Below are 9,502 nucleotides of genomic sequence, written 5' to 3'. Positions count from 1 at the left end.
CCGACGATGCGCGACCTCGTCACCTATGTCTGGGGCAAGAATCTCTATGACGTCCCAGCGGATCAGTTCGAGCAATATGTCGAGAAGCGTGTCGAAGCGGTACGCAAGGGTACGCTCTCCACAACGGAGATGCGGCTCCGGGACGGCCGAGTGATCCAGTTTCAGACGAGACCGCTGGCGGACGGCGGCCGTATGCTAACCTATTTCGACATCACCGACCTGAAACGCAGCGAAGAAATGGCAACCAAGGCGCGTGACGTCGCTGAGGCAGCATTGGCCGACCTTAAGATCGCACAGAACCGGCTTGTTCAGACGGAAAAGCTTGCTTCCCTCGGCCAACTCACCGCCGGCATCGCTCACGAGATCAAGAATCCGCTGAATTTCGTCAACAATTTCTCCAGCCTATCGGTCGAGTTGGTCGACGAACTAGAGGTCGTCCTTGGTGATGCGCCACTGAGCGGAAAGGCGCGTGAGCAGATCAATGAGCTTTACGGTACCCTTCGCGGTAACCTCGATAAGGTGGTTCAGCACGGCAAGCGGGCGGACTCCATCGTCAAGAACATGCTGCTGCACTCGCGCGAGAGTTCCGGCGAACGCCGGTCCGCCGACATCAACAGTCTGGTCAGTGAGAGCCTCAATCTCGCCTATCACGGCGCACGTGCGGAGAAATCGGGCTTTAGCATAACGCTCAAGCACTACCTCGACCCCGAAGCGGGTACGGCTGATCTGTATCCACAGGAGATCACCCGGGCACTGCTAAACGTAATTTCAAACGGCTTCTATGCCGCAACTAGGCGCAAGCTCGAAGCGGGCGATGAGGCCTTTGAGCCTGTCCTCATCGCTACGACCAGGAACGTCGGCAAGACAGTCGAAATTCGAATTCGCGACAACGGGATCGGTATCCCGCCCGAGGTGAGAGAAAAGATGTTCAATCCCTTCTTTACCACAAAGCCGACCGGCGAAGGGACGGGGCTCGGCCTCTCGATGACCCACGACATCATTGTCAAGCAACACGGTGGCAAGATCGACGTCGAGACCGAGACCGGCGCATTTACCGAGTTCATCATTACCCTGCCGCGGGGCCATCCTTCCGCCCTTGGCAAGAAGCCGGAATGACTGCTCGTAGCCCCAGGCTGCCCAACCTGGTTCTCATGACTCACGGTGTATCGGAAATGGCAGCTTGGCTGCCGAAACGGCGGGGCGGATTCCGCCCATGGCGCGAAACTCAGGATTTGTTTATTGTTAGGTCCTCGTTCTGACCCATCTCGGGGGAGCGAAATGCGGCAACGCGGTGCAAGCGAACATCCGATCAAAGGTCAGCGCGCGAGCCGGCGCAAAGCGTCCAAACCATTGGTCGCAGCAATCCCATCAATTGCCGACCTGCAACACCAGATAGGCACTCTAACGCGCGAACTGCACGAGGCGCGCGAGCAACAGATCGCGACCACAGAGGTGCTCAAGGTCATCAATTCCTCGCCTGGGCAGCTCGAGCCGGTCTTCTCTGCCATGCTCGAAAAGGCCACTCAACTGTGCGAAGCCGCGTTTGGAATCTTGTGGCTTTGTGGTGGCGAGCAATTTCGAGCTGCCGCCCTGCACGGCGTGCCCGCAGCATATGTCGAGATCGCTCGCAAACCGGTGCGCCCGCTCCCGACCAACCCGCTTGGCCGCTTGTTGCGTGGCGAGCGCGTCATCGTCAGCACCGACGTCGCCGACGAGGAGCCCTACCGGACCGGTGACCCCGTACGGCGTGCCCTGGTTGATCTTGGGGGTGCCCGCAGCGTCATTCAGGTCGCGCTAGTCAAGGATGACGGGCTGCTCGGTTCGCTGACCGTCTATCGGCAAGAGGTCCGACCTTTCTCGGACACGCAAGTCGCGCTGCTACAAAACTTCGCTTCGCAGGCGGTCATCGCGATCGAGAACGCTCGCCTCCTCAACGAGTTGCGCCAGCGCACGGCCGATCTCACCGAGGCCCTAGAGCAGCGGACCGCAACGTCGGAAGTACTCCAGATCATCAGCAGTTCTCCCGGCGAGACCGAGCCGGTGTTTACCGCCATCCTGGAGAACGCATCGCGCATCTGCGAGGCTAAGTTCGGCGTCCTGATGTTGGCGCAAGGTGATGCTTTCCGATTAGGCGCGGCCCACAACGCGCCGCAGGCATTCGCCGAATTCATGCTGCGTGGACTGGTGCAGCCCAATCCGCAAATAACCTTTGGCCGCGCCGTAGCAACCAAGCAGGTTGCGCAAACCGCCGACATTACGATCGAGCAACCTTACCTTCAGGGCGACCCTTTGGCGGTGGCAGCCGCCGAGCTTGGCGGCTATCGCACTGTCCTGGCTGTGCCGATGCTCAAGGAGAGCAACGTCATCGGTGCGCTCGTCTTTTTCCGCCAGGAAGTGCGCGCGTTCGACGACAAGCAGATTGCGCTGGTGCAAAACTTTGCCGCCCAGGCTGTCATCGCCATCGAGAATGCGCGTCTCTTGGGCGAGCTGCGCCAGCGCACGAACGATCTGGAAGGGTCGCTCGAATACCAGACCGCGATCGGCGACGTACTCAAGATCATCAGCCGCTCGACCTTCGATCTCCAACCGGTGTTGGAGACGGTCGCCCGGACTGCTGGACGCTTGTGCGAGGCAGAGATGGCGTTCCTGTCGCAGCGCGAGGGCGACGCCTTCCGGTATGTCGCGGCGGTCGGCTCGACGCCTGAAGCGACGGCCGATGCCGTCAGGTTCCGGAGGTACCTGGAAACCCATCCGATTTCCGCAACTCCGGACCGGCGCACGATGACCGGGCGGGTGATGTCGGAACGTCGCGCCGTGCAAATCGCCGACATCACCGCCGATCCCGAATATCAGTTTCCCGAGACCTTCAAGCTCGCCAAAATCCGTGCGGTCCTTGGCGTCCCGCTGCTGCGCGACGGCGAGCCGATTGGTGTCATGAGCCTGGCGCGCCAACGCCCCGAGCCGTTTACCGAGCGGCAGATCGAGTTGGTACGAACCTTCGCCGACCAGGCGGTGATCGCCATCGAGAATACGCGGTTGTTGATCGAGCAACGCGAAGCGCTCGAGCGGCAAACCGCGACCGCCGAGGTGCTGGAAGTCATCAATTCATCGCCCGGCAACCTCGCTCCGGTGTTCGATACGATCCTGTTGAAGGCACACCGCCTCTGCGGCGTCGCTTATGGCAGCCTGCAAGTCTATGACGGCGAATGGTTCCGAGCTGTCGCTGTGCATGATTTACCAGAGCAGTTCGCTAATCTCTTGCGCCGGGGCTTTCGGGCCTCTGACCATCCGGTAGGCGGGGCCTTGCTTGGCGGCGCCCGCCTCGTTCATCTGGACTGCGCACAAATTGACCACCCGGTCATGCGAGGTGCAGTCGAGCTCGCCGGCATTCGTACCGCGCTCTTTGTGCCGCTGCGTCGAGACGAGACGCTGCTCGGGATGATCGTGTCCGGCCGACGCGAGGTTAAGCCTTTTACCGAGAACGACATCGCTCTGTTGGAGGGCTTCGCCGCGCAAGCAGTGATCGCGATCGAGAACGCGCGTCTTCTGACCGAGACGCGCGAGGCGCTGGAACGGCAGACCGCAACGGCGGAGATCCTCAAGGTGATCGCTTCCTCTCCGTCGAACGTCCAACCCGTGTTCGCCGCGATCGTTAACAGCGGAGCAAGACTGTTCGAGCCCTGCGCTGCGACCATAACGACTCTGAAAGACGGTATGCTCCACTGGAACGCCACGGCGGCGCTGCTGCCCGGTTTCAATGTCGAGCTGACACGCGCAATCTATCCACTTCCGTTCGATCCGGTCCGTTCCCCTTCAGCACGTGCGACTCTCGAACGCAGGGTCATCGAAATTCCAGACGTTGAAGCCCCTGACACGCCTGAGTTTACGCGCAACGCGGCCGCCGCCGGCGGGTTCGGATCTATTACGTTTGTGCCGTTGATCGACCAGGACCGAGGCATCGGCACAATCATATTTACCCACCGGGATAAGGGATTCCGTTTTTCGCCAAAGCAGCTCGCGCTTGTACAGACCTTTGCTGATCAGGCCGTCATCGCAATCCAGAACGCCCGGCTGTTCAACGACACCAACGAGGCCCTGGAACGTCAGACCGCAACCGCCGATATCCTCAAGGTGATCGCGAGTACACCTTCCGACGCGCAGCCGGTGTTCGATGCGATCGCGGCCAGAGCCAAGAGCCTGCTCGGCGGCTTTTCCGCCACCGTGTTTCTCTTCGTCGACGGCATGTCCCACCTGAAAGCGTTCACGCCGACGACACCGGAAGCAGATGAAATTCTAAAATCAAGCTTCCCGCGTCCCGTGGTCGATTTCGCCGCGTTTCGAATGGTCCGGGCCGGCGACGTGACGCAAGTTCCAGACACTGAAGCCGGGACCCACGAACTCAGAGACATTGCCCGCGCACGCGGGTACCGCAGCATGTTGTTCGCCCCGCTGATGAACAAGGGCGAGGCAATCGGGTTCATCTCGGTCACGCGCGTTCAGCCTGGCTCCTTTGCCGATCACCACGTCCAGCTCTTGCAGACCTTCGCCGATCAAGCGGTGATCGCAATCCAAAACGCCCAGCTGTTCAACGAACTCGAGCACCGCACCAGGGACCTGAGCGAATCCCTGCAGCAGCAGACCGCAACCGCGGATGTGCTTAAGGCCATCAGCCGCTCGACCTTCGATTTGCAGAAGGTGCTCGACACGCTGACCGAGTCGGCTTGTCGCTTGTGCGAGGCCTACGATGCCGCACTCTTCGTGCGAGAAGGCGATTTCCTGCGCCTCGGAGCTCACAACGGCCCAATCCCGATTGACTTCGACAAATCGCCGATATCAAGGCAGTGGGTCACCGGACGCTCGGCGGTCGATTGCAGGCCTGTCCATGTCCACGACCTGCAGGCGGAGACATCCGAGTTTCCTGTTGGCTCCGACATGGCTCGACGGCTGGGGCACCGGACGATTTTCGCTGTACCTCTCATGCGAAAGCAAGAGGTCATTGGGTCTCTCGTCGTCCGTCGAACCGAAGTGCGCCCCTTCACCAAACAGCAAATCGCCTTGGTAGAGACATTCGCAGATCAAGCCGTAATCGCGATCGAGAACGCCCGGCTCCTGAGTGAGCTGCGCGAACGTCAGGCCGAGCTGCGCACCACCTTTGACAACATGGGCGACGGCGTTGCGATGTTTGACGCGGCGGCCCGGCTGGCGGCATGGAACCGCAATTTGCAGGAGATGCTCGATCTGCAGGAGGTCTTTCTTGCCCAGCGGCCGAGTTTGTCCGAACTATTCCGCTATCTTTCTGCGCGAGGAGAGTTCGGCTCGGGCGATCTCGAAGCGCAACTAGGCCGCTCCCTCGAGGACACCAGACAGGAGATGCGCTACGAGCGGACGCGACCGGACGGTCGCGTCATGGAGGTGCGCCGCAATCCAGTGCCGGACGGCGGCTTCGTGCTGATCTACGCCGATATCACGGAGCGAAAGCACGCCGAGGAAGCCATTCGCGCAGCGCGCGATGCCGCCGAAACTGCACTGCGCGAGTTGCAGACGGCGCAGGATCGTCTGGTTCAGACCCAGAAGCTCGCGTTACTGGGTCAACTCACTGCCGGCATTGCGCATGAGATCAAGAACCCGCTCAATTTCGTCAATAACTTCTCGAGCCTGTCGGTCGAGCTGATCGACGAGTTGCAGGAGGATTTGCGGCGCGTGCGGGTCGACGACAAGACGCGGGCCGAAATCACTGAATTGGCGGATACCTTGCGCGATAATCTGGGCAAGATCGTACAGCACGGCAAGCGTGCCGATTCGATCGTCAAGAACATGCTGCTGCATTCGCGCCATGGGTCGGGCGAGCGTCGTCCCGCGGATATCAATGCACTCGTCGAGGAAAGTCTCAACCTCGCCTATCACGGTGCGCGTGCCGAAAAACCGGGCTTCAACATCACGCTCGAGCGAGACCTCGATCCCACTGCGGCGACCGTCGAGATGTACCCGCAGGAAGTCACGCGTGTCTTCCTCAACCTGATTTCAAACGGCTTTTACGCAGCCGCGAAACGCAAGGAAGCCGCGGGTGATGGTTTTGAGCCAACGCTGCGCGCAACAACGCGAAATCTCGGCAGCGCCATAGAAATCCGGATTCGCGACAACGGTGCCGGCATTCCACCCGAGGTAAAGGAGAGCATATTCAATCCGTTCTTCACCACCAAGCCGGCCGGCGAGGGAACAGGGCTCGGCCTTTCGATCTGCCACGACATCATCGTGAAACAGCATGGCGGAAGGATCGACGTCGCTACCGATCCCGGCGCTTTTACCGAATTCATCGTCACGCTGCCGCAGACCGCGACCGCGCCATTGCAGACGGGAGGCAAGAGTTGAGCGTCTATATTCTGGTCGTCGACGACGAGAAAGACGTCGAAGCGCTATTCCGTCAGCATTTCCGACGCGATCTGCGAGCCGGCCGATTTCTCATGGAGTTTGCGCCTTCGGCGCATGTGGCGCTGCAACGCGCAATCGAGATACGGGATGCCACGCTCATCCTGATCTTGTCCGATATCAACATGCCCGGAATGAGCGGGCTGGAGATGCTGCCGATCGTGCGCTCGGCCCGGCCCGACGTTCCCGTCATCATGATCACGGCCTACGGTGACGCCGAAACCAAGCGCAAGGCGCTGGAAAACGGTGCGGCCGATCTATTGACCAAACCAATCGACTTCGCGGCGCTGCGCCAGGAGATCGATGCAAGGCTCGAGCAGGCCGCATGACCGCCACCATCCTCGTGGTCGATGGCGATCGAAGCTCGCCTCGCTGCCGAGCAAGCAAGGCGCGGTTAGCATCAGAACTCTGCAAACCGAGGCCGCCTCGGTCGCGGCCTCTTTCATGTCAGGCAGCCAAGCGCGATGTGCGGCGCTGTTGGCTACAATAATATTACTAGTTGGCCGATAAGGCCCTCAAGGAGCCTTAGCCCGTGCCGATCTGCGAGATCGTCGCGCGGAAGGTAATCGAGATCGACGCCGCGGGCACTCATGACCCGGACGAGATCGCCAAGACGGCCGCGAGAGATCGTCAGTCATGATCGACGTCTCCTGCGACCATTTCGTCACCCAACTAGGTAGCACACTAAAAAAATTGGACGGTACGCGATTAGACCGCCCAAAGGATCAACCCTATGCGATGCCCATGGGCGCCCAATCGCCCGTCAATCGGAGTAGACCAGAAGCGACCGGCGGCGACCAAAGCGACGCCTTTGACCCAAGGGCGACATTAGTATCATCGCCCACAGGACAGCGACCAACCGCAATGTCGGCATGCTTCGCCTCGAGCTGGAGGCCTAAACACTTGAAGGTATACGCGCAGCCAGCGAGGGCATCGGCACCGCTTTCAAAGCCTAGCGCGGGAAACGCTGGTATGCCAATGTAGTGTTGTGGCAAACCTGCGGGAGGTCAGCATGCGAACGAACATAGTGGGAGCACTTTGCGCTATCGCAATGGTCGCGAGCGCACACGCAGCGATCAGGGAAGAGCCGGTCACCTACACTGACGGTCAGACCACGATGAAAGGCTTCGTTGTCTACGATGACGCGACCCAGGCCAAGCGGCCCGGCATCGTCATGGTGCCGGAATGGTGGGGCATCACCAAGCATATCCACAACGAGACCCGGAAGTTCGCAGAGCAGGGCTACACAGCGTTCATTGCGGATATATACGGCGACGGCAAGACCGCCGACAACCCGAAGGACGCAGGCGCGCTCGCGGGGGCAGTGATGAAGGACCCGAAGGCGATGGAGGCGCGCTTCAACGCCGCGCGGGAGCAACTCGCCAAGCAGGCCTCGGTCAATCCGCAGCGGATCGGCGCGGTTGGTTACTGCTTCGGCGGCGCCGTGGTACTGAACATGGCACGCGCCGGCGCTGATCTCGCCGCGGTTGCGGGCTTTCACGCATCACTTGGTCTCAACACTCCTGCACCGGCGCCGGGATCCGTCAAAGCTAAGATCCTCATCCTGAACGGCGCGGACGATCCGTTCGTGAAGCGCGAGCAGTACGATGCGCTCAAGAAGGATTTCGACGCAGCGAAGGCCGATTATGGGATCATCGAGTATCCCAGCGCTGTGCACGCGTTCACGAACCCCGAAGCGACCGAACTCGGCGAGAAGTTCAATTTGCCGCTCAGATACGATGCTAAAGCCGATCAGGAATCGAAGGCAGAAGCTGCCAAGTTCTTTGCCGCGAACCTTCACAAATAACCAAAAAGGAAGAAACTTCAATCCGTCGCTATTGAGAAAGAAGAGGGGGCCTGACTGGACCGAACTAAAGGCCGCTGCCGTGAGAGCCCCACCGAAGCAGGCTCCCGTATCGATGTTGACGCGATTGGCTTGAACGTCGGGAGCACGCGTTGCCGTTGGCGTATGGCCGTGCACCACAAGAGCACCGTGCCACAGCCTTGAGGACAGGAACGGCTCACGTATCTACAACATGTCTTCCTTTGACGAGTGGCAAGGATACCGATCAGCTTGGTCCTGGTGATCTTCTGAACGCGGCTAAGGTGCTCACGAGAGCAGAGGAGTTCATCTCGAACGAGATATAAACAAGGCCTTCGACCTGCGGGGCTTTTCTCTATTTCTTCTTCTTTCGCTTCTTCGGCGCGATGATGTTCGTGAGTTCGGAGACGACTGAGATTTCACTCTCGATCTTTGCTTTCCTCGGCACGCCTGCAAAGAGGATCTCGTGTTGGTAAGGCTATGCGAATCCTTGGAAGGTCGGGGTGGTGTGCTCGCCAAAGAAGCGAAGAGGCGCTCCCATTGACATAGCGAAAGCGTCGCTTGCATCCGAGCATCGTCAAGCCAACGGTATACCTCTACGTGGAGGAAGCGGCCGACTACATTGCCGACGAACCGCTCATTGGGAAGGTGATCGACAAGGTTGCAAGAATGGCCTCGCCATGACCTTTACGACCCAGCGCAAACAGAATATTCCTTTGGTGATGGACGCTCTGCGCCAGGTCTATCCCCAACGTCGAGCCGCATCCTCGACGAGACCGAAATTGCTGTCGCGGAAATCTTGAGCGAATCCCTAGCTCAGCAACTGACCAGACCGCATTTTAGCAACACAGCCACAGACTTGACTTCGGATATTCCATAATGAAGGTTATGCGAATCTTTCGTGTAGACGCTCATTAGAAAGGTCACCATCCTCCCCATTAGAGATGTCACGCTCGGACTTGTCTAAGGCATGGGGCCTGGGGGTTGTGAGTGATGACGGTGCTGTCGATGAGCCGGGCTGAGATCGACCGGGTGCATGTGTTGCGGGATGTTGTGGCGGAACGGATTACAGTGCGAGAGGCCGCGCAACTGCTTCGGGTAACATCGCGGCAGGCATTCCGGCTGCTGAAGGCCTATCGGATCGGAGGCCCCGCGGCACTGCTGTCAAAGAAGCGCGGCAAGCCGAGCAACCGAGCCTATCCGGCGATCGTGCGGAGCGAGGCACTGGCGCTGATCAAGACTCACTACGTGGAT

At 59.8% G+C, this 9,502-nt stretch carries 5 protein-coding genes; all 5 read left to right on the top strand.

Translation table 11 applies throughout. The annotated features are described in order from the left end of the window. A partial coding sequence (locus BM374_RS35910; protein ID WP_177248775.1) for an ATP-binding protein occupies positions 1-1,116 on the top strand: 1,116 nt, incomplete at its 5' end. Between the two features lie 162 nt (positions 1,117-1,278). Further along, complete coding sequence (locus BM374_RS35905; protein WP_092303484.1) at positions 1,279-6,369, top strand: GAF domain-containing protein; 5,091 nt, start codon at positions 1,279-1,281, stop codon at positions 6,367-6,369. Beyond that, positions 6,366-6,755, top strand: a complete 390-nt coding sequence (locus BM374_RS35900; RefSeq protein ID WP_092303482.1) for a response regulator — start codon at positions 6,366-6,368, stop codon at positions 6,753-6,755. The genes BM374_RS35905 and BM374_RS35900 overlap by 4 nt, the downstream gene beginning before the upstream one ends. Positions 6,756-7,438: 683 nt before the next feature. Continuing rightward, positions 7,439-8,233, top strand: coding sequence for a dienelactone hydrolase family protein (locus BM374_RS35895; protein WP_349510021.1), 795 nt, complete (start codon positions 7,439-7,441; stop codon positions 8,231-8,233). A gap of 1,008 nt (positions 8,234-9,241) precedes the next feature. Continuing rightward, the coding region (locus BM374_RS35890; RefSeq protein WP_143270334.1) for a helix-turn-helix domain-containing protein at positions 9,242-9,502 on the top strand (261 nt) is incomplete at its 3' end.

Source organism: Bradyrhizobium sp. Ghvi (genome assembly GCF_900115265.1).
In the GTDB taxonomy this organism is placed as follows: Bacteria; Pseudomonadota; Alphaproteobacteria; order Rhizobiales; family Xanthobacteraceae; genus Bradyrhizobium.
This window is presented reverse-complemented; position numbering and strand designations above follow the sequence as displayed.